This is a genomic window from Serratia sp. TMDUHS_CL, from assembly GCF_037137105.1.
In the GTDB taxonomy this organism is placed as follows: domain Bacteria; phylum Pseudomonadota; class Gammaproteobacteria; order Enterobacterales; family Enterobacteriaceae; genus Serratia; species Serratia nevei.
Genome location: NZ_JBBBDV010000003.1, coordinates 1 through 24,298, shown reverse-complemented (window position 1 = coordinate 24,298; position 24,298 = coordinate 1). Strand labels below are relative to the sequence as shown.

25 protein-coding genes are annotated in these 24,298 nt (G+C 60.1%); 9 read left to right on the top strand and 16 right to left on the bottom strand.

The annotated features are described in order from the left end of the window. Positions 1-145 precede the first annotated feature (145 nt). The 3 genes from WCL58_RS07190 to WCL58_RS07180 form a co-directional block, all read right to left on the bottom strand. Positions 146-1,045: a Dyp-type peroxidase gene (locus tag WCL58_RS07190; RefSeq protein ID WP_038881282.1), complete on the bottom strand. Its 900-nt coding sequence runs from the start codon at positions 1,043-1,045 to the stop codon at positions 146-148. A 182-nt stretch (positions 1,046-1,227) separates the two neighbouring features. Further along, positions 1,228-1,815 carry an RpoE-regulated lipoprotein gene (locus WCL58_RS07185; RefSeq protein WP_038881279.1) on the bottom strand — a complete coding sequence of 196 codons (588 nt, stop codon included), beginning with the start codon at positions 1,813-1,815 and terminating at the stop codon, positions 1,228-1,230. A gap of 156 nt (positions 1,816-1,971) precedes the next feature. Then, positions 1,972-2,436 carry a DUF2919 domain-containing protein gene (locus tag WCL58_RS07180; protein ID WP_060419823.1) on the bottom strand — a complete coding sequence of 155 codons (465 nt, stop codon included), beginning with the start codon at positions 2,434-2,436 and terminating at the stop codon, positions 1,972-1,974. Between the two features lie 175 nt (positions 2,437-2,611). On the opposite strand from WCL58_RS07180, the gene WCL58_RS07175 reads away from it, so the two are divergent. Then, positions 2,612-3,010 (top strand): YgiW/YdeI family stress tolerance OB fold protein, encoded by a 399-nt coding sequence (locus WCL58_RS07175; RefSeq protein WP_049198414.1) that lies wholly within the window; start codon positions 2,612-2,614, stop codon positions 3,008-3,010. A 42-nt stretch (positions 3,011-3,052) separates the two neighbouring features. On the opposite strand, the gene WCL58_RS07170 is transcribed toward WCL58_RS07175, so the two are convergent. Continuing rightward, entirely contained in the window at positions 3,053-3,478 is a 426-nt protein-coding gene (locus WCL58_RS07170) for a GNAT family acetyltransferase (RefSeq protein ID WP_004936504.1), read from the bottom strand. A 204-nt stretch (positions 3,479-3,682) separates the two neighbouring features. On the opposite strand from WCL58_RS07170, the gene amiA reads away from it, so the two are divergent. From amiA to WCL58_RS07155, 3 genes are all read left to right on the top strand, one after another. Further along, positions 3,683-4,564 carry an N-acetylmuramoyl-L-alanine amidase AmiA gene (gene amiA, locus WCL58_RS07165; protein WP_047730137.1) on the top strand — a complete coding sequence of 294 codons (882 nt, stop codon included), beginning with the start codon at positions 3,683-3,685 and terminating at the stop codon, positions 4,562-4,564. 65 nt (positions 4,565-4,629) lie between these two features. Further along, the gene (gene hemF / locus WCL58_RS07160; protein WP_060439263.1) at positions 4,630-5,550 is read left to right on the top strand and encodes an oxygen-dependent coproporphyrinogen oxidase; all 921 of its coding nucleotides are present in this window, start codon (positions 4,630-4,632) and stop codon (positions 5,548-5,550) included. Further along, on the top strand, positions 5,550-6,005 hold the full coding sequence (locus WCL58_RS07155; RefSeq protein WP_004936514.1) for a YaiI/YqxD family protein: 456 nt from the start codon (positions 5,550-5,552) through the stop codon (positions 6,003-6,005). Before hemF ends, WCL58_RS07155 begins: the two co-directional genes overlap by 1 nt. A 22-nt stretch (positions 6,006-6,027) precedes the next feature. On the opposite strand, the gene WCL58_RS07150 is transcribed toward WCL58_RS07155, so the two are convergent. The 4 genes from WCL58_RS07150 to WCL58_RS07135 all read right to left on the bottom strand — a co-directional run bounded on the left by WCL58_RS07150 (position 6,028) and on the right by WCL58_RS07135 (position 12,310). Beyond that, positions 6,028-8,268 carry a TonB-dependent receptor domain-containing protein gene (locus WCL58_RS07150; protein WP_336850791.1) on the bottom strand — a complete coding sequence of 747 codons (2,241 nt, stop codon included), beginning with the start codon at positions 8,266-8,268 and terminating at the stop codon, positions 6,028-6,030. 121 nt (positions 8,269-8,389) lie between these two features. Continuing rightward, positions 8,390-10,516, bottom strand: a complete 2,127-nt coding sequence (locus tag WCL58_RS07145) for a S9 family peptidase (RefSeq protein WP_336850789.1) — start codon at positions 10,514-10,516, stop codon at positions 8,390-8,392. A gap of 54 nt (positions 10,517-10,570) precedes the next feature. Further along, positions 10,571-11,368, bottom strand: a complete 798-nt coding sequence (locus tag WCL58_RS07140; protein WP_063988887.1) for an energy transducer TonB family protein — start codon at positions 11,366-11,368, stop codon at positions 10,571-10,573. A gap of 102 nt (positions 11,369-11,470) precedes the next feature. Further along, on the bottom strand, positions 11,471-12,310 hold the full coding sequence (locus WCL58_RS07135; protein ID WP_336851038.1) for a ChaN family lipoprotein: 840 nt from the start codon (positions 12,308-12,310) through the stop codon (positions 11,471-11,473). A 177-nt stretch (positions 12,311-12,487) separates the two neighbouring features. Between WCL58_RS07135 and mmuP the strand changes: the two genes are divergently transcribed. Continuing rightward, positions 12,488-13,897 carry an S-methylmethionine permease gene (gene mmuP, locus WCL58_RS07130; protein WP_047730133.1) on the top strand — a complete coding sequence of 470 codons (1,410 nt, stop codon included), beginning with the start codon at positions 12,488-12,490 and terminating at the stop codon, positions 13,895-13,897. Beyond that, entirely contained in the window at positions 13,887-14,825 is a 939-nt protein-coding gene (gene mmuM / locus WCL58_RS07125; RefSeq protein WP_336850787.1) for a homocysteine S-methyltransferase, read from the top strand. Before mmuP ends, mmuM begins: the two co-directional genes overlap by 11 nt. A gap of 10 nt (positions 14,826-14,835) precedes the next feature. On the opposite strand, the gene WCL58_RS07120 is transcribed toward mmuM, so the two are convergent. The 7 genes from WCL58_RS07120 to WCL58_RS07090 form a co-directional block, all read right to left on the bottom strand. Next, the gene (locus WCL58_RS07120; protein WP_025303801.1) at positions 14,836-15,192 is read right to left on the bottom strand and encodes a type II toxin-antitoxin system death-on-curing family toxin; all 357 of its coding nucleotides are present in this window, start codon (positions 15,190-15,192) and stop codon (positions 14,836-14,838) included. Then, positions 15,189-15,398 (bottom strand): type II toxin-antitoxin system Phd/YefM family antitoxin, encoded by a 210-nt coding sequence (locus WCL58_RS07115; RefSeq protein WP_004936539.1) that lies wholly within the window; start codon positions 15,396-15,398, stop codon positions 15,189-15,191. Before WCL58_RS07115 ends, WCL58_RS07120 begins: the two co-directional genes overlap by 4 nt. 109 nt (positions 15,399-15,507) lie before the next feature. Further along, positions 15,508-17,787 (bottom strand): NADP-dependent oxaloacetate-decarboxylating malate dehydrogenase, encoded by a 2,280-nt coding sequence (gene maeB, locus WCL58_RS07110; protein WP_038881248.1) that lies wholly within the window; start codon positions 17,785-17,787, stop codon positions 15,508-15,510. Between the two features lie 212 nt (positions 17,788-17,999). Then, positions 18,000-18,173 carry an Rz1-like lysis system protein LysC gene (gene lysC, locus WCL58_RS07105; RefSeq protein WP_180547555.1) on the bottom strand — a complete coding sequence of 58 codons (174 nt, stop codon included), beginning with the start codon at positions 18,171-18,173 and terminating at the stop codon, positions 18,000-18,002. Beyond that, entirely contained in the window at positions 18,154-18,534 is a 381-nt protein-coding gene (locus WCL58_RS07100; protein ID WP_180547556.1) for a DUF2570 family protein, read from the bottom strand. The genes lysC and WCL58_RS07100 overlap by 20 nt, the downstream gene beginning before the upstream one ends. Then, positions 18,531-18,932: a M15 family metallopeptidase gene (locus tag WCL58_RS07095; RefSeq protein ID WP_336850784.1), complete on the bottom strand. Its 402-nt coding sequence runs from the start codon at positions 18,930-18,932 to the stop codon at positions 18,531-18,533. Before WCL58_RS07095 ends, WCL58_RS07100 begins: the two co-directional genes overlap by 4 nt. Continuing rightward, positions 18,922-19,248, bottom strand: a complete 327-nt coding sequence (locus WCL58_RS07090) for a phage holin, lambda family (RefSeq protein ID WP_033643982.1) — start codon at positions 19,246-19,248, stop codon at positions 18,922-18,924. Before WCL58_RS07090 ends, WCL58_RS07095 begins: the two co-directional genes overlap by 11 nt. A 293-nt stretch (positions 19,249-19,541) precedes the next feature. Between WCL58_RS07090 and WCL58_RS07085 the strand changes: the two genes are divergently transcribed. Further along, positions 19,542-21,041 carry a glycosyl hydrolase family 18 protein gene (locus tag WCL58_RS07085; RefSeq protein ID WP_336850783.1) on the top strand — a complete coding sequence of 500 codons (1,500 nt, stop codon included), beginning with the start codon at positions 19,542-19,544 and terminating at the stop codon, positions 21,039-21,041. Positions 21,042-21,125: 84 nt separating this feature from the next. Here the strand turns inward: WCL58_RS07085 and WCL58_RS07080 are convergent, their stop codons facing one another. After that, positions 21,126-22,067: a LysR family transcriptional regulator gene (locus WCL58_RS07080; RefSeq protein ID WP_180547558.1), complete on the bottom strand. Its 942-nt coding sequence runs from the start codon at positions 22,065-22,067 to the stop codon at positions 21,126-21,128. Positions 22,068-22,471: 404 nt separating this feature from the next. On the opposite strand from WCL58_RS07080, the gene WCL58_RS07075 reads away from it, so the two are divergent. Both WCL58_RS07075 and tal read left to right on the top strand, forming a co-directional pair. Beyond that, positions 22,472-23,065 (top strand): lytic polysaccharide monooxygenase, encoded by a 594-nt coding sequence (locus WCL58_RS07075; RefSeq protein ID WP_004936574.1) that lies wholly within the window; start codon positions 22,472-22,474, stop codon positions 23,063-23,065. Positions 23,066-23,323: 258 nt separating this feature from the next. After that, entirely contained in the window at positions 23,324-24,274 is a 951-nt protein-coding gene (gene tal / locus WCL58_RS07070) for a transaldolase (RefSeq protein ID WP_060419797.1), read from the top strand. Positions 24,275-24,298: the final 24 nt, after the last annotated feature.

Here is a 24,298-nt window from a genome sequence, read left to right as displayed (position 1 = left end):
TATTTATAACTCGGTGCGGAGCTGTAACGCTTTTATATACCGTTTAGTGATTTACAAGCATCAAACGCTATAAGGCAGGGAATGCGAGGCGTTTTCGGGGCGGGAAAACGGGCCGAAGCCGGGCGCGCCGGCTTCGGCAACGGCGTCAAAGTGACAGCAGGCGCGTCAGCGATGGCGCAAAGTAGTAGCTGCCGGTAACCGCACGGCTGAAACGCAGCATCGCGTCGCGTTTGCCGTCCAGATCGCCGAACATGCTCAGCAGCTGCTGCTCGATATTGTGCAGGCGTGCGCAATAGGCGATGAAGAACAGGCCATGCTTGCCGCTGGCGGTGCCATAAGGCAGGCTCTGGCGCAGAATTTTCAGGCCCTTGCCGTTCTCTTTCAGATCGACGCGGCTGACGTGCGAGGTATCCGGGCGCTGATCGGCCGGCAGCTCTTCGCTGTCGCGCTTGGTGCGACCGATGATCTGCTCCTGCTGTTCGGTGGTAAAACGCTGCCACTGGCGCAGGTTGTGCTCGTAGCGCTGCACCAGCACGTAGCTGCCACCTGCGTCCTCTTCGCCTTCGGCGATCGTCGCCACTGCCGGGCGCTGCTCGCCCTGCGGGTTTTCGGTACCGTCGATGAAACCGCTCAGATCGCGCTCTTCCACCCAGCGGAAACCGTGGGTTTCTTCTTCAATCTTGATGGCGTTGCCGAACGCCGCCAGCGCCGCCTGCGCCAGCGTGAAGTTGACGTCGTGACGCAGCGACTGAATGTGGATCAGCATATCGCGCTGGGTGGCCGGTGCCAGCCCTTTGCCGAGCGGCGTGAACGGCTTCAGCTCTTTCGCGCCCTGGCCGTTGGAAAGATCGTGCCAAACGTCATAGCCGAAGGCGATCACCGCGCCGAGGCGCGCATCGGGAAACTGCTGCTGCAGCTCGCTCAGCGTCTGACAAAACTGTTTGCAGCCCTGGCGCAAGTCGGCGAATTCGCCCTGTACGGTGGCTTCCATAAAAATGGCGAAACGGCAGTGCTCCAGCAGAATGCCGCTCTGAACCTGTGTCATGTTGTTATCCTCAATACCAGAATCCGGCAACAGGTAAGGTATGGCGGTTGACGCGCGGGTTCCCTGTTACAAACGCGCGCTATCATACCGCAAGCACGGGCGATTGCCTTGCAGCAGCGCAAAGAAAATAGGGGTAATGGCTTGAAAAGGCAGGCGCCGTGAACCGGCGCCCGTTGAACATATTACTGCTGCGGCTTGGCGTGCCAGATGATTTTGCTGACCGTCCAGCTTTTCAGGGTGTCGTCCGGCGGGATGATGTCCTGCGCCCCGGCCCACTTGCCGCTGAAGATATAGGTAACGTACTTGCTCTGTTCCGCCACGCACTCCACTTTGCCGGCGTCTTCGCCGCTGCCCGGTTTACAGGAGCCGAACGCCTTGCTGTACATATCGCCGAACGGCGTGCCGAGCTTGTTGCCCCACTCCGTCGCCACTTTCTGATCCATTACGTCTACCCGCTGCACGTGCCCTTTCGGCTCGCCGGTGATCACCAGCTTCACTTCGTCGCCGGACAGCGCCTGGTAATAAGAGACGATCTGGCCGTTGCTGGTCGCCATGCCGCCGCGCAGGCGGTAGTTGCCGTCCAACCCGTCGTTGATGGCGCTTTCCGACATCGGCGTGCCGGCGTTGAGCTTGCCGACGCCCTTGGCGCCGACCTCCAGGCTGCTGCCGAACCAGTTGAACGGCGACAGGCTGGACCAGGAGAAATTGGACATGCTCGAACAGCCGGTCAGTAACAGCGGAAGCCCTAACAACAGGGGGCGAATATTCATCTCTAGCTCCTTAAACATCAATGGCACGGGGCGGTGACCCGCCCCTGCCGCACTCGGCGTTTTGCTGCGTGCCAGCCTCTCACAACGGCCCGCACTACGCCAACGGTTGCCAGCTTGGAGTGCGGAAAATGCGAAAAGTGCCGCACTTCTCGGCAATTAGTCGGCGTGCTCCACCGGCGCAAAACAGGCTTTCAGGCGCGCATTCAACAGCAGATAGCTCAGCGCCAGCGCATCGAGCAGCGCCAACGCCAGCTCCAGCCCCGGCGCATCGCCGTCCTGGCGCCACAGGCTGAACAGCGAGCCGCCGAGGGACGCCAGCACGGAGATAATCAGCCCCCAACGCCAGCCGCGCCACAGCCGCGGCCATTGGTGGCGGCGGCCGCTCAGCAAAAACGCCAGCGCCGCCGGCAGGCCGAGCAGCATGCCGTACCAAAAGCGTTGGGTATCCGGATAAAACAGCGCCAGCAAGCTTTCACCCTGCTCACGCGAAGCGCCGGCCATCACGAACAGCAGCCAGGTGCGCGCCTGCAAAATCAGCACGGCCCAAAATCCCAGCGGCAGCCGCAGCGCGCCATGCTGGTCGTAATCGTCCGGGGAAAACCGGGGTGAGAATGGCTTCAACGATCGTTCCTTGCCAACAGAATAAAGACTATGGCTACAGATGGGCGCCGGCGGCGTGAATTTCAATGCGTCGGCTTAAGAAGCTCTTAAGATCGGCGTGTTTTAATCCTTATCACTGAGCAAGCAACCCGATATCAGCGGGATGTGATTTTCGATAACGATAAGGAAGCGCAACATGAAAAAACTGACTCTGGCCGCTCTGATCGCGCTGTGCAGCGCACCGGTACTGGCGCAACAAGGCGGATTCCTCGATCCGGCCGCGCCGCAGGCCCAAACGCAAACCACCGCACAAGGCGGTTTCTCCGGCCCCAGCGCGGCGCTGACCACCGTGGACAAGGTGAAATCGATGAGCGACGACACCTGGGTGATGCTGCAGGGCAACATCGAGCAGCGCATCGGCGACGAAACCTATACCTTCCGCGACGCCACCGGCACCCTGACGGTCGATATCGATCGCAAACGCTGGAACGGCCAAACCGTTACGCCGAAAGACAAGGTGCAGTTGGAAGGCAAAGTGGATAAAGACTGGAGCAGCGTCGAAGTGGACGTGAAAACCGTCAAAAAGCTGCCGTAATGCACTGCGGCGGGCGGTGCAACGCCGCCGCCCGCCGCTCGATCAATATTCCTGATCTTCGATCAGCCGCTTGCCCAGGCTGGTGATGCCCTGGATCTCGTAGCCGAGCTTCTCGTACATCTCGACCACCGTGTCGTTGTCTTCGCGCACCATAATCTGGATCTTCGGGCAGCCGCGGGCGATCAACTTCTTCTCCAGACGATTGATCAACGCATTGGCGATGCCGCGCCCGCGATAGTCGGGATGCACCCCGAGGTAATACGCCGAGCCGCGGTGGCCGTCATAACCGCCCATCACCGAACCGACCACTTCGCCGCCGACTTCCGCCACCAGGAACAGCTCCGGATCGTGGTTCAGCTTGCGCTCGATGTCCATTTCCGGATCGTTCCAGGGCCGCAGCAAATCGCAGCGCTCCCACAGGGTAATGACCTCTTCAAAGTCGTCTTGTCGAAATACGCGAATTTCCATCGATGTTGGCCGCTGTTAATTAAGGTGTTTATCTGATTATCGCGTGATTATTCACTTACGCAATATCAAACTGCGATTTACCGCGCTATTTGCCCAGAAATCGCCGGTAACAGGCGTAATAAATGGAAATAGTTATCGGGTCGATTAATGATTATCAATACGATATAACGTCGCAAAATAGAAACGTCGATGGAGCGTTGCGTAATGAAAAAGCAGGGTAAACAATTCCTCAATTTTAAGCCGCTTGCCGTTTCCCCGACGCGACGCCAACTTTTGCTTTCCGGCCTGGCGGTAGCGCTGTTCGGCGTGAAAAACCGCAGCGCCAGGGCGGAAGGCCTGCTGCGCAATCAGCACAGCAAACCGGCGGCGAAACCGGCCGGCGGCAAAAAGCTGGTGATGATCGATCCCGGCCACGGCGGCATCGACTCCGGCGCGGTCGGCCACGAAGGCTCGCAGGAAAAACACATCGTGCTGGAAATCGCCAACCACGTGCGCCGTTTTCTGCATGAGCATGATCACGTCGAGGCGCGCCTGACGCGCGAAGAAGACGAATTCATTCCGCTGTTCCAGCGGGTGGAGATCGCCCACCAGCACCAGGCCGACCTGTTCATTTCGATTCACGCCGACGGCTTTACCAGCCCATCGGCCTCCGGCGCTTCGGTGTTCGCCCTGTCCAACCGCGGCGCCAGCAGCGCCATGGCGCGCTACCTGTCCAACCGTGAAAACGCCGCCGACGACGTGGCGGGCGGCAAATACAAGGATCAGGACAACTACCTGCAGCAGGTGCTGTTCGATCTGGTGCAAACCGACACCATCAACAACAGCCTGACGCTCGGCCGCCACGTGCTCGGCCAAATTCGCCCAGTCCACCACCTGCACAGCGACAGCACCGAACAGGCGGCGTTCGCGGTGTTAAAATCCCCGTCCATTCCCTCGGTGCTGGTGGAAACCTCGTTCATCACCAACCCGAACGAAGAGCGGCTGCTGGGCACCACCGCGTTTCGCGAGAAAATAGCCCGCGCCATCGCGGACGGCATCGTCAACTTCTTCGACTACTTCGACGCCCACCAGCGCAAACCCCGCTGATGCCGCGGGCGGCGAATAAGAGTATACTCAGCGCCTTGTTCAGCCAGACGCTATAAAGACCCCGCATGAGTTTACCTAACATCGCTGAAGTAAAATCCTTCCTGCTGGCGCTGCAGGATCACATCTGCGCGCAGCTCGCCCAGGCCGACGGCGGCGCCGTGTTCACCGAAGACCAATGGACGCGTGAAGAAGGCGGCGGTGGCCGCAGCCGCGTGCTGACCAACGGCGCGGTGTTCGAACAGGCGGGGGTCAACTTCTCGCACGTCTCCGGCGCCACCCTGCCGGCCTCGGCCACCGCGCACCGTCCGGAACTGGCCGGGCGCAGCTTCCAGGCGATGGGCGTCTCGTTGGTTATCCATCCGCTCAGCCCTTACGTGCCCACCAGCCACGCCAACGTGCGTTTCTTCATCGCCGAAAAACCGGGCGAAGCGCCGGTGTGGTGGTTCGGCGGCGGCTTTGATCTGACGCCGTTCTACGGCTTTGAAGAGGATGCCGTGCACTGGCACCGCACCGCGGCCGATCTGTGTGCGCCGTTCGGCGACGAGGTCTACCCGAAATACAAGCAATGGTGCGACGATTACTTCTTCATCAAGCATCGCAACGAAGCACGCGGCATCGGCGGCCTGTTCTACGACGATCTGAACACCCCGGACTTCGACCACTGCTTCGCTTTCACCCGCGCGGTGGGCCAGGGCTTCCTCGACGCCTATCTGCCGATCGTCGAAAAACGCAAGGCCTTGAGCTGGGGCGAGCGCGAGCGCCAGTTCCAGCTGTACCGTCGCGGCCGCTACGTGGAGTTCAACCTGGTGTGGGATCGCGGCACGCTGTTCGGGCTGCAAACCGGCGGGCGCACCGAGTCCATTCTGATGTCGATGCCGCCGCTGGTGCGTTGGGAATATAACTACCAGCCGGAAGGCGACAGCCCGGAAGCGGCGCTGGCGCGCGATTTCCTGCCGGTGCGCGACTGGCTGCAGGAGCCGAAATGATGCAGATTTGGGTCGATGCGGACGCCTGTCCGAACGTGATCAAAGAGGTGCTGTTCCGCGCCGCCGATCGTACCGCCATCACCGTGACGCTGGTGGCGAACCAGCCGCTGCGCACGCCGCCGTCGAAGTACATCCGCTCGCTGCAGGTAGCGGCCGGCTTCGACGTGGCCGACAACGAGATCGTGCGCCGCTGCGAAGCCGGCGATCTGGTGATCACCGCCGATATCCCGCTGGCGGCGGAGGTGATAGAGAAAGGCGCGGTGGCGCTGAACCCGCGCGGCGAACGCTATACGCCGGACACCATCCGTGAGCGTCTCAACATGCGTGATTTTATGGATACCCTGCGCGCCAGCGGCATCCAGACCGGCGGCCCGAACGCCCTGAACCAGCGCGACCGCCAGCAGTTCGCCAACGAGCTGGACAAATGGCTGCTGCAGGCAAAGCGGGCGCAGTGACTGCGCCCTGCTCTGCTGCGGTTTAGAAGCGCACCTCCCCGCCGAAGATATAGGTGCGCCCACGGGCGGTGTTGGTCGGCGTGAAGTCCTGCGACTGCGACGGCAGCGAGTTCATCTTGTTCAGCGCGTCCGAATAGTCTTTGTCCATCAGGTTTTGCACGCTGAGCTTCAGCAGCAGATTGCGATTCACCTGATAGGTGCCGTACAGATCGATAATGGTCGGAATATGCGGCGCCGGCTCCTTCATCAACTGTTCGTTTTCATCGGGAGTGGAATCAGGCGACAGGCGCACCGCTTTGCCGGTGTATTTCACCACCCCGCCCAGCGTCAACGTCTCGTCCAACAGGCGCACCCCGCTGTCCAGCGTGAAGTAGAACTCCGGCAGTTCGCTGACATCGCCCGCGCCGAATTCGTTGCTGGCCTGGTTGGTCGGCTGGGAAGTATGCTCCTTGCTTAACGACAGTTTGGTGAAGGCGAAACCGGCGTCGTACAGCGCTTCAAGCTCCACCCCGCGCATTTTGACCGGCTCGGGAGCGTTGCTGTACATGGTCATTTTGACGTTGGCGTCCGCGTTATCCCACTCTTCCTGCGTCGCCTGCGAGCGATTGCACTTCTGGCGATTTTTACACACCAGGTAGGATTGGCTGGAAATGTAGTTTTTGATCCTGGTTTCGAAATAGACCGCTTTCAGCTGGAAACTGTCCTGCTTGAACAACAGATCGTGGGCGTTGGCGTTGAAACCACCCTGCCAGGTCTCCGCTTTTTCTCCCTTGAGGAATGGGTTCATCGATTGCCCTTCGCTGTTGGCGAAGAACACCTCCTGGATATTCGGCCCGCGCATCGACTTGCTGTAGCTGACGAACGGCTGCAGCCACGGCGTCACCTGCGCCGACAGCATGACCGACGGGTTGGAGCCGTGTTCGTTGCGGGTGATATTGCCGGCGCCCTGCGGGAAGCACTCTACGCGCTCGTCACAGGCCGGCTTATAGCCGGAGAGGCGATAGGCGGTGTAGTTCAGATCGAAATTCCCCTGCCAGATGCCGTAGTTGGCCTGCAACCCGCTATACAGGCTGGAAATATCTTGCTTGCCCGACATTCCCACCGGCATGCTTTCCGCCTGATTGTCATCCGTCACCAAGCCGGAGGCCTTTTTCTTATACTCGTTGTGCACCAGCTTGCCGCCGTAGCTGAAGGCGAAATCGACGTCCTGCAGGCTGAAACGGCTGGTGTTGTTGATATCCAGCGCATCGGAGATGTTTTTCGCCGTGCTGTCGCTGAAGCCCGCCATGTTGTCGGACATGAATTTCTGCTCACCCCGGCTGGTGCTGGCGGTCAGGTTGAAATCGATCAGCTCCGAGAACGGCGCGTAGTGGTATTTAAGGTAGAAATCGTCGCTGTCAATGTGCCGGCGAGTGATTTTATTCTGGTAGCTGCGCGCCGACAGTTCGATGCTGTTGAAGGCATCCGGCTTGATGTCCACCTTAAACAGCTGGGATTTCGGGTTCTGGCGGTAGGTCTTATCGACGTTGAACATCTCGCTGTCGAAACCAGCGCCGTTTTTGTAGTTGGAGGTGATGGAACTGCCGCTGATCGCCGCCATCGCCCCCAGGCTGCCGCCGTCGGCAAAGGCGGCGGTTTTGGCACCCACGGCGATCATGCCGCTGCGGCCGATGCCGTTATTGCCCACCGAGAATTTGGTGCGCACGCCGAACGGGTTGTCGGAAAATACCACGTCATCCACGCCGATGGTGCGGAAATTGGCGCTGCCCGCCAGGGCGTTCACCCCAGCGGATCCGGTGGCGTTGCCGCGCGCCACGTCGACGCCGACGATAAAGTTAGGATCGATCAGCGCCCCGAACTGGCTGGTGGGCAATCCCCCGTGCGCTGCATCGCTCGGCGAGTTGCCGTAGTAGTTTTGGGTGATGCCGTCGACCATGGTGTTGACCCGACCAAAGCCGCTCAGGCCGCGAATATTGACGCTGACCGATCCCTGGCCGGGATCGATCTGGGTATAGGTGCCCGGCATGCTGCGCAGAATGCTGTCCACCGACTCCAGATTTTTGTTTTCATCGCGCGAGCTGAACGCGCCTGGCCTCGCCAACGCCTCTTTTTCGCTGCTCTTGCCGCTGTCGGCGGCCGAGACGTTGAGCGGGCTGAACGCCACGCTGCCTTTATTATTTCCCGCCTGTTCCTGCGCGGCCGCAGCCTGCCCGTACAGCGCCAGTCCCGCGCCGATCAGGCTCGCTATCATTTTGATTTTCATATATTCCCAGAAATAGCCAATAAGGTTTGATGGCCGACAATGCCCAGCAAAAAGCCCGCCGAAAGCGCGGTAAAAGGTTGTTATTGTTTTATTGCGCCGCAGCGTGCTGCGGCGCTAAAGGTTATTTCTGCGCCTGCCGGTCCGCCGCCAGAATAAAGGCGTACTCCAGCGCGCCGTTTTCCAGCCGCGCCAGGCGGCCTGATTTGCCGCCGTGGCCGGCGGTCATGTCGGTGGAGAGCAGCAGCAGCGAATCGCCCTGCTTGAAACGCCGCAGCTTCGCCACCCATTTGGCCGGCTCCCAATACTGCACCTGGGAGTCGTACAAGCCGCTGGTGACCAGCAGGTTCGGGTAATGCTGCCGGCGCACGTTGTCGTACGGGCTGTAGGATTTCATCAGCGCATAGGCGGCCGGCTGGTGCGGGTTGCCCCACTCCTCGTATTCGCCGGTGGTCAGCGGAATGCTGTCGTCCAGCATGGTGGTCACCACGTCGACGAACGGCACCTGCGCCACCACCGCGTTGTACAGCTGCGGCGCCTGATTGATCACCGCCCCCATCAGCAAGCCGCCGGCGCTGCCGCCCATGGCGTAGATACGCCCCGGTTGGCCGTAGCCGTCTTTGATCAGCGCCTGGGTGGCGTCGATGAAGTCGTTGAAACTGTTCGGTTTGTGCGTCAGCTTACCCTGTTTGTACCAGCTCTGCCCCAGCTCGCCGCCGCCGCGCACGTGGATCAGCGCATAGACGAAGCCGCGATCCAGCAGGCTGATGCGGTTGGCGCTGAACGCCGGATCCATACTCATGCCGTAAGCGCCATAGCCGTACACCAGCAGCGGGTTATGCCCGTTTTTGAACAGCGATGTGCGGTACACCAGCGAGACAGGCACCTTCACGCCATCGCGCGCCGTGACCCAGATACGCTCGCTGTGATACAGGCTGGGATCGACGCCTTTCACCTCCTGCTGCTTCAGCAGGGTGCGCTCGCCCTTGTTCAGATCCCACTCATAGGTGCGGGTCGGCGTGGTCATCGCCGAATAGCCGTAGCGCAAGCGATCGCTGTCCGGCTCGGGGTTATAGCCCAGCCAGGCCATGTAGCTGGCGTCGTCGAACGGGATGGCGCGCTCGGTTTTGCCGTCCCAGCTGATTTGCCGCAGCTGCACCAGCCCGTTGGCGCGCTCCTGCACCACCAGCCAGTCGCGGAACAGGCTGAAGCTCTCCACCTCGTGCTGCGCCTGCGGCGCGATCAGCGTCTGCCAGGGTTTGCCCGCCGCCGCCGTGCGGTACAGGCCAAAGTTCGGATCCTGATGGTTAGAACGCAGGTAGAACTCGCCGCGGTAGTGATCGAGGTAATACTCGCGGCCGTTCTGCCGGGCGGCGAACAGCTGCGGCTCGCGCTGCGGCTGGTTGGCGTCGATCAGGCGCACCTCGGAGGTGGTGTTACCGCTGATGGTCAGAATCAGGTAATCGCGCGAGGACGAGCGGCCGAGGCTGAGGTAGAACGCCGGATCGTTTTCCTGGTACACCAGCTTATCTTCCGCCGTCGGCGTACCGTACTGATGGCGATAAACCTGGTATGGCAACAGCGTTTGCGGGTGGTTGCGCACGTAGAACAGGGTTTGGTTGTCGTTGGCCCACACCATGTTGCCGGAGGTGTTTTCCAGCGTTTCCGGCGACCAGCGTTCGCTGCCTATCTCACGCAGGGAGATGCGGTATTGGCGGCGACCCTGCAGATCTTCGGCCACCGCCAGCCGGCGGTTGTCCTGGCTGACGTCCATCGCCCCCAGGCGATAGTAGGCGTGGCCGGCCGCGCGCTGATTGGCGTCCAGCAAGGTTTGCCACGGCGCGTCGGCGGTGAGCGCCTGGCGCTGATACAGCGCGAAATCTTTACCGGCGGCGTAGCTTTCCTGATAGCGATAGCCGTTGAGCTGATACGGCACCGAACGATCGTCAGGGTTCATGCGGCCCAGCATCTCCTGATACAGCGTGGCGCGCAGCTTCTGGTACGGCGCCATCATCTGCTCGGTGTAGCGGTTCTCCGCCTTCAGGTAGTCCAGCACCTTCGGCTCTTTTCGGTTGTCGTCGCGCAGCCAGTAGTAATCGTCGGTGCGCGTCTCGCCGTGCGCCGTCAGCGCTTTCGGCGCGCGTTCCGCCAATGGCAGCTGCGGTTGCGCCAGCGCGGCGCCGGCGATGCCTAAAGAAAGCCAGAGCGCGGCCGCGATGCGACGGCGCGGGGTGAATAACAGCGGATTCATAATCCCTCACGAAGTTTGAAGAGGCGCACGACGGCGATGCGGCGCCTGCGGGCATTAACGGCGGGCATTCAGCTCCGCCAGATTGAAATCGATCGGCATCGTCACCTTGACGGCTCCCTGCTGCAGCATCTCCGGCGGCGGCGGCGGCAACGGCTGGGCGCGTGACACCACCGCCACCGCTTCCCGATCCAGCGACGCGGTGCCGGAACGCACCTGCAGCATGACGTTCGAGACCCGCCCCTGCGCGTCGACGCTGAAGCTGACCTGCGGCATGCCGCTGCGCCGGCGGCTGCGGGCATCCAAAGGGTAATCCTTGATGCGGTTCAGTTTGCCTTTCACCAGGCTTTCCCACGACAGTTTGGCCTGCGCGTTGCTGTTGGCGTCGCTGTTGATCGGTGCGGCGGTCTGATGGGAAAGCGTCTGCGCCTGCGGCGCGGCGGCGCTGGACGCGGCGGCATTGCGCGTCTCTTTGGCCTGTTCCTGCGGCTTCGGCTGCGATTTTTGCGGGGGGCGGTGTTCGGCGCGCTTCTTCTGCGCCGTCACGATTTTCGCTTTATCGGCGCGCGCCAGCTTGGGCAGATCCGGCTGTTGCTGCTGCTCCGCAGGCTGCGCCGCGGCGGATTCCGCCTGCTGCACGCCCAGCGGCAGCGGCTTGCTTTCCGGCGCTTCAATCTGCGCTGCCCAGCTCATCATCACCGCCGGCGGTGGCAGTACCACCGGCTCCAGCGCCGTCTGCGGCCAGTAAAACAGCAGCACCAACGCCGCGTGCGCCGCCAGGGCGAGCAGCAGGCCGCGCGCCCAGCGCGGCTGCGGCAGTTCAAAGGCCGGGAGGGAGTAAGACTGACTTAACATAGGGGCATTAGCTTGCTTAATTGCGAATGATTGCAGATCACATTTACTAATGATAATCATTTGCAAATATAATTAACACCCCTTTTCACTGTCTTAACGTATTCATTTCACTGATGGTGTGATCCACAGGTAGTCTGCGGTGTTCGCATCGACCTGTACGCCCGGCTCCGCCAACATCAGCACCGTCGGCGCCGCCGCCGGTTGCAGATCCCGCACGTGCAGCGGCACCCCCACCGATTTGGCGGCGTGATAGCCACCGGCGATCAGCAGCGCGGGCGTCGGCGCCGCCAGCAGACGTTCCGCCATGCGCCGGTCGCGCTGCTGCTGGATCGCCAACATCGCCTGCAGCTGGTCGGCCTCAATCTGGCCGCCGTGCGAAGTGCGGATGGTCTCTTCCAGCGCCTTGCGCACCGCCGGCTGCGCCGATAACTGCCCCGCCGGGAACTGCGGTTGCTGATAGAACGCCGTAATCTCGCTGCGATCCAGGTTGGCCGACCACAGCGGGTAAGGCGCGCACATCGCCGCCATCGTCACCCCGCCATACAGCTCCCACTTCCAGCCCGGCTGCCAGGCGATCAGCTCCGCTACGCGGCCGTCACGCACCGTGGGATCGCTCTGCAACCACTGCTTGACCTTGTCGACCTGCGCCTGTTGGTTCGGGTTGATCATCTCCATCAGCACGCTGCCCTGCGGCCGCCGCAGCGGCAGCTGCTGCACCAGCCATTGCTCAATCTGATGGTGGTAAGGATTATCATGCTTCTCCCCCAGGATCACCCGCGGCTGCTGCGCCAGTCGCGTCAACAGCTGCTCAGGCGTCAGGGTCGCGCCGCTGTGCAGATCGGTGATGCTCCCCAAACTCGCGACGTCGTTGGCCGGCGCCTTCACCGGCGCCTGGCTGCAGGCGCCGAGCGCCAACGCCGCCAATAAAATCAGGTATCTCATCATGTTGCCCCATTAACGAAAATGGCGACATTATAGATAATAATTATCATTTGCATATAGATCCGACTTAACGATTTTTTTACGCACCGATCGCCGGCTGCGCATTGCGTTGAAAAAGCATTGCGGGTATAACCAATAGCCATTCAGATATTTAGACGTCTATACGGATAGATTATTATGCAACCATCGGCACCCGCCGCAGGACAGTTCAAACGCAGCATGAAGGCCCGGCACCTGGTGATGCTGTCGCTGGGCGGCGTGATCGGCACCGGATTGTTTTTCAACACCGGCTACATCATCTCCACCACTGGGGCGCTCGGCACGCTGCTGGCCTACCTGATCGGTGCGCTGGTGGTGTATCTGGTGATGCTGTGCCTGGGCGAGTTGTCGGTGGCGATGCCGGAAACCGGCGCTTTTCACGTCTATGCTTCGCGCTATCTGGGGCCGGCCACCGGCTATGCCGTCGCCTGGCTGTATTGGCTCACCTGGACGGTGGCGCTCGGCTCCAGCCTGACCGCCGCCGGATTCTGCATGCAGTACTGGTTCCCGCAGTCGCCGGTGTGGCTATGGTGCCTGATCTTCTGTGCGGCCATTTTCCTGCTTAACGTGGTGACCACCCGCTTTTTCGCCGAAAGCGAATTCTGGTTTTCGCTGATCAAAGTGGTGACCATTCTGGCGTTTATCATTCTGGGCGGCGCCGCCATGTTCGGCCTGCTGCCGATGAAAGACGGCACGCCGGCGCCGTTCCTGCATAACCTGACCGCTTCCGGCTGGCTGCCGCACGGCACGCTGCCGATCCTGATGACCATGGTGGCGGTGAACTTCGCCTTCTCCGGTACGGAGCTGATCGGCATCGCCGCCGGTGAAACCGAGAACCCGGAAAAAGTCGTGCCGCTGGCGATCCGCACTACGGTGATCCGCCTGATGCTGTTCTTTATCGGTACGGTCTTCGTGCTGGCGGCGTTGATCCCGATGGATCAGGCGGGGATCGTCAAAAGCCCGTTCGTGCTGGTGTTTGAACGCATCGGCGTGCCTTACGCCGCCGATATCTTCAACTTCGTGATCCTGACCGCCATCCTCTCGGCGGCCAACTCCGGCCTGTACGCTTCAGGGCGCATGCTGTGGTCGCTGGCCCACCAGCGCACCCTGCCGGCCTACTTTGCGCGCGTCAATGCGCGCGGCATTCCGATCAACGCCCTGACCTTCAGCATGCTCGGCGGCGTGCTGGCGCTGCTGACCAGCGTGATCGCGCCGGACACGGTGTTTGTCGCCCTGTCGGCGATCTCCGGTTTTGCGGTGGTGGCGGTGTGGCTGAGCATCTGCGCGGCCCACTTTGCTTTCCGCCGTGCCTACCTGCGCAGCGGCCAGCCGATAAGCGGCCTGAAATACCGTGCGCCCGGCTACCCATTGACACCGATCCTCGGCTTCGCACTATGCCTGCTGGCCTGCATCGGGCTGGCGTTCGATCCGGAGCAGCGCATCGCGCTCTACTGCGGGCTGCCGTTCGTCGCCTTGTGCTACCTCACCTATTTCCTGACCCGGCGCGCCGGGCAAAAAACCGCTTTGGGAGAACAACATGTCGGTTAATAACCCCGTCGCCCGCCTGCTGGCCGAACACCCCTCGCTGATCCTGGACGGTGCGCTGGCTACCGAACTGGAAGCGCGCGGCTGCGATCTGACCGATCCGCTGTGGTCGGCCAAGGTGCTGATTGAAAATCCCGAGCTTATCTATCAGGTGCATCTCGATTATTTCAACGCCGGCGCCCACTGCGCCATCACCGCCAGCTATCAGGCCACGCCGCAGGGCTTCTTGCGCCGCGGCCTGGATCAGGAGCAATCGCTGGCGCTGATCGCCAAAAGCGTGCGGCTGGCGCAACGCGCGCGCCGCGATTATCTGGCCGCGCACCCGCAGGCGGCGCCGCTGCTGATCGCCGGTTCGGTGGGCCCGTACGGCGCCTATCTGGCCGACGGCTCGGAATACCGCGGCGACTACCGGCTGGCGCAGGATGACATGATTGCCTTCCACCGGCCCCGCCTCACAGCCCTGGCCGCCGCCGGCGTCGATCTGCTGGCCTGCGAAACGCTGCCGTCGTTCACCGAACTGCAGGCGCTGCTGACGCTGCTGCAGGAATTTCCGACGCTCGGCGCCTGGTTCGCCTTCACCCTGCGCGACAGCCAACATCTCAGCGACGGCACGCCGCTGACGGAGGTCCTGTCCGCGCTGCGCGGCAACCCGCAGGTGCTGGCGATCGGCATCAACTGCATCGCGCTGGACAAGGTCGCCCCGGCACTGCGTCAGTTGAGCGCGCTGGCCGACAAACCGCTGCTGGTTTACCCGAACTCCGGCGAGCACTACGATGCGGTGAGCAAAACCTGGCACGCCTGCGGCGGCGAGCACGGCAGCCTGGCCGATCAGGCGACGGAGTGGCGCACGCTCGGCGCACAATTGATCGGCGGCTGTTGCCGCACCACCCCGCAGGATATCCGCGCCATCGCCGCGCGCTGTAAGAAATGAGCAAGGGGGGTTATTCGGTTAGCCGGCGTAAGTGTTCAGCAGCTTGTTCAACGTTGAGGCGGCCTTGAGCTGCTTCAACCGTAATTTCGACCAGTTCTGCGTCTTCCCGCAGTGCAATGCCATTAATACCGAGAAATAGCGCCATGCTTTGGAAGGCCGTACGTTTGTTGCCATCAAGAAAAATGTGACCGTGGCTGATGGCGATGAGATAGAGCGCGGCCAAGCGGTAAACGTCTGTGACGTTCTCGTAGTGGTAAGCATTGAGCACGCGGTTGGCTACAGCCTCAACTTTGCTGCCTTCCTGGCGGCCGTGAGGCACAATTTCAGCATTGAACTCCGCAATATCCTCTGCGGTCAAAAAGATCATCTATTCGCCAGCGCCTTAATCGTATCCGCGTGTTTAGCCTGAATGCGCGCTTTCACTTTGGCTTTGACCAAAACCTCATAGTCGGCCTTACTGATGATGTAAACCTCATCGTGTCCGCGGCGCGTCACTTCCACCGGCTGTTTTTGCGCTTCCAAAAGCACCTCGGCCAAATTGTTTCTCGCCGCCGTGTAGCTAATCGTAGTCATTTTCTTTACCTGTACATGTACATATTTGACGATTATTTGTACCACGTCCGCTGGAAATAAAAAAGCCCCCGGCGCCAACGGCGCAGGGGGCCAGTCACTCAACCCGGGCTTACAGTGGTTCGGTCTGGGCTTCCACTACCGCCAGCGCCACCATGTTGACGATGCGGCGCACCGAGGCGATCGGCGTCAGGATGTGCACCGGCTTGGCGACCCCCATCAGCACCGGCCCGACGGTCACCCCTTCCGAGCAGGAGACGCGCAGCAGGTTGTAGCTGATGCGCGCCGCTTCCATGTTCGGCATGATCAGCAGGTTGGCCGAGCCTTTCAGCGGGCTGTCCGGCATCAGATCGTGACGGATGCTTTCCACCAATGCGGCGTCACCGTGCATTTCGCCGTCGATCTCCAACTCTGGCGCCAGCTCGTTCACCAGTTCCAGCGTTTTACGCATCTTGCGCGCCGCCGGGCAGTCGGAAGAGCCGAAGCTGGAGTGAGACAGCAGCGCCACCTTAGGTTCGATACCAAAGCGGCGCACGGTTTCCGCCGCCATCAGGGTGATCTCCGCCAGCTGTTCCGGCGTCGGATCGTCGTTGACGTAGGTGTCGGCGATAAAGGTGTTGCCGCTCGGCAGCAGCAGCGCGTTCATCGCGCCGGCGACGTGCGCGCCTTCACGGAAGCCGAACACGTTCTTCACCACGTCGTAATGCTCATGGTAGCTGCCGATGGTGCCGCAGATCATCGCATCCGCTTCGCCGCGGTGCAGCATGATGGCGGCGATCAGCGTCGGGTTACCGATCACCGCGCGCCGCGCCTGTTCCTGCGAAACGCCGCGGCGTTTCATGATCTGGTAGTACTCGCCCCAGTATTCGTTGAAACGCGGATCCGACTCGTTGTTCACCACTTCGAAATCTTTGCCCGGCGTCAGCTGCAGGCCCAACTTTTTCAGGCGCATCTCGATCACGCTCGGGCGGCCGACCAGGATCGGGAAGGCCAGCCCCTGCGACACCAGCTCCTGCGTGGCGTGCAGCACGCGCTCTTCCTCGCCTTCCGCCAGCACCACCCGCTTCACCTCTTTGCGCGCCTGCGAGAAGATCGGTTTCATGAACAGGTTGGTTTTGTAGACGAACTCCGCCAGCTTCTCCACATAGGCGTCGAAGTCTTCGATCGGGCGCGTCGCCACGCCGGACTCCATCGCCGCCTTGGCCACCGCCGGCGCGATCTTGACGATCAAACGCGGATCGAACGGTTTCGGAATGATGTATTCCGGCCCGAAGGAGAGATCCTGATCGTCATACGCGGAAGCCACCACGTCGCTCTGCTCCGCCAGCGCCAGATCGGCGATGGCATGCACGCAGGCCAGCTTCATCTCTTCGTTGATGGTGGTGGCGCCCACGTCCAGCGCGCCGCGGAAAATGAACGGGAAGCACAGGACGTTGTTCACCTGATTCGGGTAGTCGGAACGGCCGGTGCAAATGATGGCGTCCGGGCGCACCGCTTTGGCCAGCGGCGGCAGAATTTCCGGTTCCGGGTTGGCCAGCGCCATGATCAGCGGATCGCGCGCCATGGTTTTCACCATATCCTGCGTCAGGACGCCCGGGCCGGAGCAGCCGAGGAAGATGTCGGCGTTCGGGATGGCGTCGCCCAGCGTGCGCTGGCCGTTATCCTCGATGGCGTAGGCGGCTTTGGTCTGCTCCATATTGGCGTCTCGGCCTTTATAGATGACGCCCTTGGAGTCGCAAACGGTGATGTTCTGTTGCCGCAGCCCCAGCGCCACCAGCAGGTTCAGGCAGGCGATGGAGGCCGCGCCGGCGCCGGACACCACCAGGCGTACGTCGGAGATATTCTTCTTCACCACGCGCAGGCCGTTGAGCACCGCCGCAGTGGTGATGATCGCCGTGCCGTGCTGGTCGTCGTGGAACACCGGGATCTTCATGCGCTCGCGCAGTTTCTGTTCGATGTAGAAACACTCCGGCGCCTTGATGTCTTCCAGGTTGATGCCGCCGAAGGTCGGTTCCAGCGCGGCGATAATGTCGATTAACTTGTCAGGGTTATGCTCATCCACTTCGATATCAAACACATCAATACCGGAAAACTTCTTGAACAAAACGCCCTTGCCTTCCATCACCGGCTTACCGGCCAACGCGCCGATATTGCCCAGACCCAGTACCGCCGTGCCGTTGGAAATCACCGCCACCAGGTTGCCGCGCGCGGTGTATTTGTAGGCTGCCAACGGATCTTCGGCGATCTCGAGGCAAGGCGCGGCGACGCCCGGCGAATAGGCCAGCGCCAGATCGCGCTGGGTCGCCAACGGTTTGGTAGGGGAAACCTGGATCTTCCCTGGGACAGGAAACTGATGGAAATCAAGGGCACTCTGTTTGAGCTGTTCGTCCATTATGGATTCCTTTGTTTTTTGCTTTTATGTTGAGGTAAGGCTTTGAGGCTGCGCCCTGCCGTGGGCCATGGCGCCCAAGTACAATGACAGGGCACAGCCTTGAAGTATAGTGAGAGAAACATCACAAACTTTGAAGCGGACCATAACCTTGGCCGAAAGACCGTTTTAAAAGTAAAAAAAGGATCGCAAGACGAGTCGGAGAAGCGCCGCCATCAGTATGGCGGCAGCGTGGCGCGCCAGGCGTTGAGCGTCTCTACCTGACCGGCGCAAATGTGTAACGAGGTTTGTAACGCCAGGGTATAGCTTACCGCATCGCCCCAGGTCTCCCCTTGCAGCTGCGGTTGCTCACAAGGCGCAAACACCGACTCAGGGGGCAACAGCGGCACGGCCTGCGGCGGCGGCGGCCGGGCGCAGGAGCTCAAGCACAGCGCTAGGCAGAGGCTGAGCAGCGCAGGGATCGTTTTTAATCGCTTCACGGTATTTCCTCTGATAAGCCTCGTGTTGTTGGCGCAGCTGCTGTTCCTGCCGCTGCTGCGCCGCCATCAGCGCACGGTTTTGCGCATCCTGAGTCTGCAGGGTGGCGATTAGTCCGGCCTGCTGCGCCAGGCTTTTCTGCAGCTCTGCCGCCTGTTGCCGCGCAGACGCCAACTGGTGCGACAGCAGCGAGCTATAGCCACCCAGGCAGATTGCCGCCAGCAACAACAGCAGCAAGCCGCCCTGCATCAGTTTTTGCAGCCAACCGCTCATGCCGGGTAGTCCCGGAACGGCAGTTGGAAGTGCGGGCCATCCTTGAGGGTTTTCCATTCGCCGCCCCATTCGACGTTGATGCCGCATTCACGCGCCGCGCGCCGCACCGCCACCGCGATCTGCGCGTAGTAATCCCACTCCCAGGAGACCACGCCCGCCGGCATCGCCACCACGTCCACCGCGTGGCCGGTCAGGTGGCGGCTGCGCAGTGTTTGGCTGCTGCCGGCGCGCACCATTTCCCGCTGGCGCACCATGCTGCGCAGCCCCTCGCTGACGGAAAACGGCACCAGCGAATAACGCAGCGCCAGACGAATAACGCGCACCAGATCCGGGTGCACGCCGCGCAGGTTATCTTCGCTGCGGGCGGTAAAGCGAATCTCTTCGATGTCATTTAACATTTTTAAACCCCGTCTTTTTGCCGATGAATTTTTTAATTAAGGCGTTGATGTAATCCGCCCCCATAAAACCAATCAGTACGCTGGCCAAATTCGCCCAATTTAATTCCAGGCCCATCAACGCCAGCGCATCGCGCACCGTCCAGGCCAATAACGCACACATCGCCGCATTCAATAAACGGCGCCGAATACCCACGTTGCGATAGGCACCGTGCAATAGCGCCATCACGCCGGCCAAAATGGCGTTCAATACCGGCTGAAGATATTCACATACTCGCTGGACTATTAAGCCAACAGCGTCAGGCTCTATGCTGGACATAGCTCATCTCCTTTTTTATTTTTAATTAAATGCCAATAACGGCCGGTGGGACATCGGATAATCAGAATCTAGTTAAGGATGCTATGACAAAGCAAATGAATAAATACAGGCCCTATGGTCGAATTCATTCATGCTGAGCGCTGGCACAACGCATAACCGCCAATGTGTACGGCAGTGAATAAAAATTCACTGTTATCGTGATTTATTTCGACTTTCGTTTTCACTAAAAATAAACATTAATGTCTGCGGGAAATAGTTCCCCAACATAAAAACAGCCACCCTGGAGAAATACCATGTCCACACGCAAAGCCGTTATTGGGTATTATTTTATTCCGACCAACCAAATCAATAATTACACCGAGACCGATACGTCTGTCGTGCCGTTCCCGGTTTCCAACATCACGCCGGCCAAAGCCAAACAGCTGACGCACATCAACTTCTCGTTCCTGGATATCAACAGCAATCTGGAATGCGCCTGGGATCCGGCCACCAACGACGCCAAGGCGCGTGATGTGGTCAATCGCCTGACCGCGCTCAAAGCGCACAACCCCAGCCTGCGCATCATGTTCTCCATCGGCGGCTGGTACTACTCCAACGATCTGGGCGTGTCGCACGCCAACTACGTCAACGCGGTGAAAACCCCAGCGTCGCGCACCAAGTTTGCCCAATCCTGCGTGCGCATCATGAAGGATTACGGCTTCGACGGCGTGGACATCGACTGGGAGTATCCGCAAGCCTCAGAAGTGGACGGTTTCATTGCCGCGCTGCAGGAGATCCGCACCCTGCTGAACCAGCAAACCGTCGCCGACGGCCGCCAGACGCTGCCGTATCAATTGACCATCGCCGGCGCCGGCGGCGCTTTCTTCCTGTCGCGCTATTACAGCAAGCTGGCGCAGATCGTCGCGCCGCTCGATTACATCAACCTGATGACCTACGATCTGGCCGGCCCCTGGGAGAAGATCACCAACCACCAGGCGGCGCTGTTCGGCGACGCGGCCGGGCCGACCTTCTACAACGCGCTGCGCGAAGCCAATCTGGGCTGGAGCTGGGAAGAGCTGACCCGCGCCTTCCCCAGCCCGTTCAGCCTGACGGTCGACGCCGCGGTGCAGCAACACCTGATGATGGAAGGCGTGCCAAGCGCCAAAATCGTGATGGGCGTCCCCTTCTACGGTCGCGCCTTCAAGGGCGTCAGCGGCAGCAACGGCGGCCAGTACAGCAGCCACAGCACGCCGGGTGAAGATCCGTATCCGAACACCGATTACTGGCTGGTGGGTTGCGAAGAGTGCGTGCGCGACAAGGATCCGCGCATCGCTTCCTATCGCCAGCTGGAGCAGATGCTACAGGGCAACTACGGCTATCAGCGGTTGTGGAACGACAAGACCAAAACCCCTTACCTGTATCATGCGCAGAACGGGCTGTTCGTCACCTATGACGATGCCGAAAGCTTCAAATACAAAGCGAAGTACATCAAGCAACAGCAGCTGGGCGGCGTGATGTTCTGGCATCTGGGGCAGGACAACCGCAACGGCGATCTGCTGGCCGCACTGGATCGCTATTTCAACGCCGCAGACTATGACGACAGCCAGCTGGATATGGGTACCGGCCTGCGCTACACCGGCGTCGGCCCCGGCAACCTGCCGATCATGACCGCGCCGGCTTATGTGCCGGGCACCACTTATGCGCAGGGCGCGCTGGTGTCCTATCAGGGTTATGTCTGGCAGACCAAGTGGGGTTACATCACCTCCGCGCCCGGCTCCGACAGCGCCTGGCTGAAGGTAGGCCGCGTGGCGTAAGCCATAAAAAACCCCGTAGCCGAACGCTGCGGGGTTTTCATTGAGTTAACCGTTTGATTTTCGCGTCCCTTCGTCTCTATTCCTTCAGTTGTGGCACCAAGGATACCCGCCATCCCGCACCACTTCCCGGCCCATCAGGCTGTAAACATCGCTTTTGCGCGTCAGCCGCTCATGCCACCAGCTAAATCCGGCGCCCTTGCTGGCCGGGTGCCACGCCAGCCAAATCATTTCGTCGCCCTTTTGCATTTCCACCGGCACCGTCACCAGTTCGCCGTTGGCCAATTCCTTTTCGATCAGCGCAGGCGGCAGAAAAGCGTGGCCGATGCCGCGTTTGAGCAGCGCCAGGTTGCTTTCCACGTCGCACACCACCAGCTGGCGCTGCAGAGGCAGCGTGCCGTGATTGCGTTTAGGCAGCTCATGGCTGCTGTCGGCGATCACCACCACGATGTCGTTCAAGCGCTGCTTCTTGCACACCGGCTTTCTCTGCGCCGCGAACGGATGCGAAGGCGACACACACAGCACGAAGTTGAGCTTGCCGAGCATCAGGGTTTTGGCCTGTACGCTGTCGGGAATTTGGCCGATGGCAATGATCAGGTCCGCCCGGTTGTTCTTCAGCGCATCCCAGGTGCCGTTCAACGCTTCCCGTTGCACCGAGATATTGGCGTTCGGGCAATGCTGAATATAATCGCGGATATCCTGCGTCAGGGTCTCCAGTGGGAAGAAGGTGTCTACCGCCAGGCGGATATTATTGTCCAGCTTGGGGATGTTACGCACCCGGCTTTCCAGATCCTGCACCGCATTTAATATCCAGCTGCCCTCCTGCAGGAGAAATTCCCCTTCATCCGTCAGGGTAATCATGGGGCCATTGCGATGAAAAAGTTTCACGCAGAGTTTACTTTCAATATTGGAAACCCGATAAGAGATCGCCGAAGGCGTTTTATGCAGCGCCTCCGCCGCCATAGAGAAAGAGCCGGTGCTCTTGATGGTGCTGATTATTTTAATCGCGTCCAGGGATAATCTAGTCATACAAATTCCTCTTTAAAATAAAATAAGAAAAATGACACTAAATTCCCGAGGTGGTGGCGCACAAAAATCGATCAAGTCGAACAAGGGTACTCAAGGCAACAAGCAATATACTTCATAAATGAGAGCGCTATCTTAAATACTATTCATCACTACATGATATAAATTTCATCATAGCGCCGTGCTTTTACACTGTGACAGTTAAATAAATTCAGCCTAACGATCAAAGATCGTCATCATAATAATTTTCGTTAATAGCCGCTAAAACATTCCGCTCTGCTGCACAACCAGAATGATAAAAATAAAACAAGCCGACAAACAGGGTTATTTCTAATTGCGTTATTAGCCTCTCATTTTGTCGGTGAAATACGCTCAACTTACAACATAATTTCAGTCAGGAGTGACTTATGAACAAAACTTCCCGTACCCTGCTTTCTCTGGGCCTGCTGAGCGCGGCCATGTTCGGCGTTTCGCAACAGGCGAATGCCCACGGTTACGTCGAATCGCCGGCCAGCCGTGCCTATCAGTGCAAACTGCAGCTCAACACCCAGTGCGGCAGCGTGCAGTATGAACCGCAGAGCGTCGAAGGCCTGAAAGGCTTCCCGCAGGCCGGCCCGGCTGACGGTCATATCGCCAGCGCCGACAAGTCCACCTTCTTCGAACTGGATCAGCAAACGCCGACGCGCTGGAACAAGCTCAACCTGAAAACCGGCCCAAACTCCTTTACCTGGAAGCTGACCGCGCGTCACAGCACCACCAGCTGGCGCTATTTCATCACCAAGCCGAACTGGGACGCTTCCCAGCCGCTGACCCGCGCCTCCTTTGACCTGACGCCGTTCTGCCAGTTCAACGACGGCGGCGCCATCCCTGCCGCACAGGTGACCCACCAGTGCAATATACCGGCAGACCGCAGCGGTTCGCACGTGATCCTTGCCGTGTGGGATATAGCCGACACCGCCAACGCCTTCTACCAGGCGATCGATGTCAACCTGAGCAAATAATCGGCCAAATGAGACGATCTTTGAGGGTTCAGCCTGGCGCTGAACCCTTCTTTTTTTGGCTCTTGCGCTACCGCCCCCTTCGCCTACCACCGCCGCAAGCCGCGCCCCGCCTGGGTTTATTCGGCATTCATTGTTATTATCCATCGCAACAATCAGAAAAAGCGCATTTTCATTCCCGACCCGATGATGCAGTGTGTTCCCCCTATGATGAAAAAGGTTCTCATTTCCCTACGTTGAGCTTGGTCAAGGAGCTTATTAATGAATCAATTAGACGCACTCAAGCAGCTGACCACGGTGGTCGCCGACAGCGGCGATATCGAATCCATCCGCCAGTTCGAACCCCAGGACGCCACCACCAACCCTTCGCTGATCCTGAAAGCCGCCGCGCTGCCGCAGTACAAGGCGCTGATCGCCGAAGCGCTGGATTACGCCCGTCGTCAGGGCGGCAGCAAGGAAACCCAGCTGATCAACGCCAGCGATAAGCTGGCGGTCAATATCGGCGTCGAGATCCTCAAAAGCGTGCCGGGCCGCATCTCCACCGAAGTGGACGCCCGCCTGTCGTTCGATCGCGGCATGTGCGTCGCCAAAGCGCGCAAGCTGATCGCCATGTATCAGGAACAGGGCATCGACAAATCGCGCATCCTGATCAAACTGGCTTCCACCTGGGAAGGCATCAAAGCCGCCGAAGAGCTGGAAAAAGAAGGCATCAACACCAACCTGACGCTGCTGTTCTCCTTCGCCCAGGCCCGCGCCTGCGCCGAAGCCGGCGTGTATCTGATCTCGCCGTTCGTCGGCCGCATCTATGACTGGTACCAGGCCAAACAGCCTGCCGCCGACTACGATGCCGATCAGGATCCGGGCGTGAAGTCGGTGCGTACCATCTATGAATACTACAAGCGTCATCGTTACCAGACGGTGATCATGGGCGCCAGCTTCCGTAAGGTTGAGCAGATTTTGGCGCTGGCCGGCTGCGATCGCCTGACCATCGCACCAAACCTTTTGGAGCAGCTGAAAAACAGCGACCAGCCGGTCGAGCGCAAGCTGACCCCGTCTACCGAGGGCTTCCATCAACCTGCCCCGCTGGCCGAAGCGGAGTTCCGCTGGCTGCACAACCAGGACGCCATGGCGGTGGAAAAACTCGCCGAAGGCATTCGCCTGTTCGCCGTCGACCAGCAGAAGCTGGAAGACATGTTGGTCGCTCAACTGTAACCGTACTGGAGTTTCGTTATGTCT

Coding starts and splice junctions, on each gene's coding strand:
- WCL58_RS07145 (WP_336850789.1), bottom strand. CDS start 10,516: ATGAATCCGCTGTTATTCACCCCGCGCCGTCGCATCGCGGCCGCGCTC.
- maeB (WP_038881248.1), bottom strand. CDS start 17,787: ATGGACGAACAGCTCAAACAGAGTGCCCTTGATTTCCATCAGTTTCCT.
- WCL58_RS07095 (WP_336850784.1), bottom strand. CDS start 18,932: ATGTTAAATGACATCGAAGAGATTCGCTTTACCGCCCGCAGCGAAGAT.
- WCL58_RS07190 (WP_038881282.1), bottom strand. CDS start 1,045: ATGACACAGGTTCAGAGCGGCATTCTGCTGGAGCACTGCCGTTTCGCC.
- WCL58_RS07170 (WP_004936504.1), bottom strand. CDS start 3,478: ATGGAAATTCGCGTATTTCGACAAGACGACTTTGAAGAGGTCATTACC.
- WCL58_RS07175 (WP_049198414.1), top strand. CDS start 2,612: ATGAAAAAACTGACTCTGGCCGCTCTGATCGCGCTGTGCAGCGCACCG.
- WCL58_RS07150 (WP_336850791.1), bottom strand. CDS start 8,268: ATGAAAATCAAAATGATAGCGAGCCTGATCGGCGCGGGACTGGCGCTG.
- tal (WP_060419797.1), top strand. CDS start 23,324: ATGAATCAATTAGACGCACTCAAGCAGCTGACCACGGTGGTCGCCGAC.
- WCL58_RS07155 (WP_004936514.1), top strand. CDS start 5,550: ATGCAGATTTGGGTCGATGCGGACGCCTGTCCGAACGTGATCAAAGAG.
- amiA (WP_047730137.1), top strand. CDS start 3,683: ATGAAAAAGCAGGGTAAACAATTCCTCAATTTTAAGCCGCTTGCCGTT.
- WCL58_RS07115 (WP_004936539.1), bottom strand. CDS start 15,398: ATGACTACGATTAGCTACACGGCGGCGAGAAACAATTTGGCCGAGGTG.
- WCL58_RS07090 (WP_033643982.1), bottom strand. CDS start 19,248: ATGTCCAGCATAGAGCCTGACGCTGTTGGCTTAATAGTCCAGCGAGTA.
- WCL58_RS07080 (WP_180547558.1), bottom strand. CDS start 22,067: ATGACTAGATTATCCCTGGACGCGATTAAAATAATCAGCACCATCAAG.
- WCL58_RS07100 (WP_180547556.1), bottom strand. CDS start 18,534: ATGAGCGGTTGGCTGCAAAAACTGATGCAGGGCGGCTTGCTGCTGTTG.
- mmuM (WP_336850787.1), top strand. CDS start 13,887: ATGTCGGTTAATAACCCCGTCGCCCGCCTGCTGGCCGAACACCCCTCG.
- mmuP (WP_047730133.1), top strand. CDS start 12,488: ATGCAACCATCGGCACCCGCCGCAGGACAGTTCAAACGCAGCATGAAG.
- WCL58_RS07085 (WP_336850783.1), top strand. CDS start 19,542: ATGTCCACACGCAAAGCCGTTATTGGGTATTATTTTATTCCGACCAAC.
- hemF (WP_060439263.1), top strand. CDS start 4,630: ATGAGTTTACCTAACATCGCTGAAGTAAAATCCTTCCTGCTGGCGCTG.
- WCL58_RS07120 (WP_025303801.1), bottom strand. CDS start 15,192: ATGATCTTTTTGACCGCAGAGGATATTGCGGAGTTCAATGCTGAAATT.
- WCL58_RS07135 (WP_336851038.1), bottom strand. CDS start 12,310: ATGAGATACCTGATTTTATTGGCGGCGTTGGCGCTCGGCGCCTGCAGC.
- WCL58_RS07140 (WP_063988887.1), bottom strand. CDS start 11,368: ATGTTAAGTCAGTCTTACTCCCTCCCGGCCTTTGAACTGCCGCAGCCG.
- WCL58_RS07075 (WP_004936574.1), top strand. CDS start 22,472: ATGAACAAAACTTCCCGTACCCTGCTTTCTCTGGGCCTGCTGAGCGCG.
- WCL58_RS07185 (WP_038881279.1), bottom strand. CDS start 1,815: ATGAATATTCGCCCCCTGTTGTTAGGGCTTCCGCTGTTACTGACCGGC.